1 protein-coding gene is annotated in these 1356 nt (G+C 41.5%); it reads left to right on the top strand.

What is annotated here, in order from left to right:
* Window positions 1-105: 105 nt before the first annotated feature.
* The gene (locus tag Q1K34_RS17950) at window positions 106-1302 is read left to right on the top strand and encodes an IS256 family transposase (RefSeq protein WP_300442118.1); all 1197 of its coding nucleotides are present in this window, start codon (window positions 106-108) and stop codon (window positions 1300-1302) included.
* The last annotated feature ends 54 nt before the right edge of the window (window positions 1303-1356 follow it).

Genomic DNA, 1356 nt, shown 5'->3' on the forward strand with positions numbered 1-1356 from the left:
GGGACTGTCTCAAAAACTGTGTAAGTAGAAAATATAGGGGTTTGCAAACCCCTATATTTTTTTAACCTTGCCTGCCTTAGTTCAGGCACTAATATTTACACATTGATGAAAAAAGAAGATCTATTCGATGATGAATTTTTAAAGCAGTTCAAATCAGGAGAAGAACTCAGCAGTTTTCTCAAGCAACTTCAAAAACGTGGATTGGAGAAAATGCTGGAAGGAGAGCTGGATGGCCATTTGGATTACGAAAAGCACCAAAAATCTGGTTCTGGGAATACCAGGAATGGATATTCCCAAAAGAAGGTTCGCAGTTCCTTTGGAGAGGATCATATAAAGGTACCCAGGGATCGGGATGGCTCCTTTAATCCGATGATTGTTCCCAAGCGTCAGAATATGGTTGATGGCATTGAGAATGTTATTGTATCGCTATATGCCAAAGGGATGAGCAACAGTGATATTGAAGAACAAATCTCTGAAGTGTATGGTTTTGAGGTCTCTACTTCTACCATATCTCGAATTACCGATCATATCAGCAATGATATCGTAGCCTGGCAAAACCGCCCGCTGGAGCCTGTATACCTGATTGTCTGGATGGACGGTATCGTGTTTAAAGTTCGTGAGAACTCCAAGGTAATCAATAAAACAGTTTATATAGCCGTAGGACTTAGACGGGATGGCAAGAAGGAAGTCCTTGGACTCTGGCTTGGCAAAAACGAATCTGCAGCCTTCTGGATGAGCGTACTCACCGATATGAAAGCTCGTGGGGTAGAAGATATCCTGATCACGGCTACTGATAACCTGAACGGATTTACCGATACCATTAAAAATGTATTCCCTGAATCGACCACTCAGATTTGCGTAGTACATCAGATCAGGAATGCTTGCAGGTATGTAGTTTGGAAGGATAAGAAGGCTTTTAATAAGGATATGAAGCTCATCTACGATGCGCCAACAAAACAAGCCGCAGAAGCCGCCCTGGAGGATTTTGCCTGCAAATGGAATGATAAATATTCCTATGCCATTAAAAGCTGGCGGGACAACTGGGAAGATCTCACCGCCTTTTATGAGTTCCCTGTAGAAATCAGGCGTATTATCTATACCACGAACCTCATTGAAAACCTGAACGGCAAGATCAGGAAGTACACCAAGAATAAATTATCCTTTCCTACCGATGATGCCGTGATGAAATCTGTATATTTGGCTACCAGGGAAGCCACCAAAAAATGGACAATGCCCGTAAGAAAATGGGGAATTATCCTCAATCAGTTCTTAACCATATATGAAGAAAGGGTTCAACTCTAAATAATAGAATCAAACCCCTTTATTTAAAACTTACACACTTTACGGGATAGTGTC

Origin of the sequence: Christiangramia sp., from assembly GCF_029937855.1 — a bacterium.
Taxonomy (GTDB): Bacteria; Bacteroidota; Bacteroidia; order Flavobacteriales; family Flavobacteriaceae; genus Christiangramia.

Excerpts from the sequence above, each read along its gene's own strand:
- Q1K34_RS17950 (WP_300442118.1), top strand. The coding sequence starts at position 106 with ATGAAAAAAGAAGATCTATTCGATGATGAATTTTTAAAGCAGTTCAAA.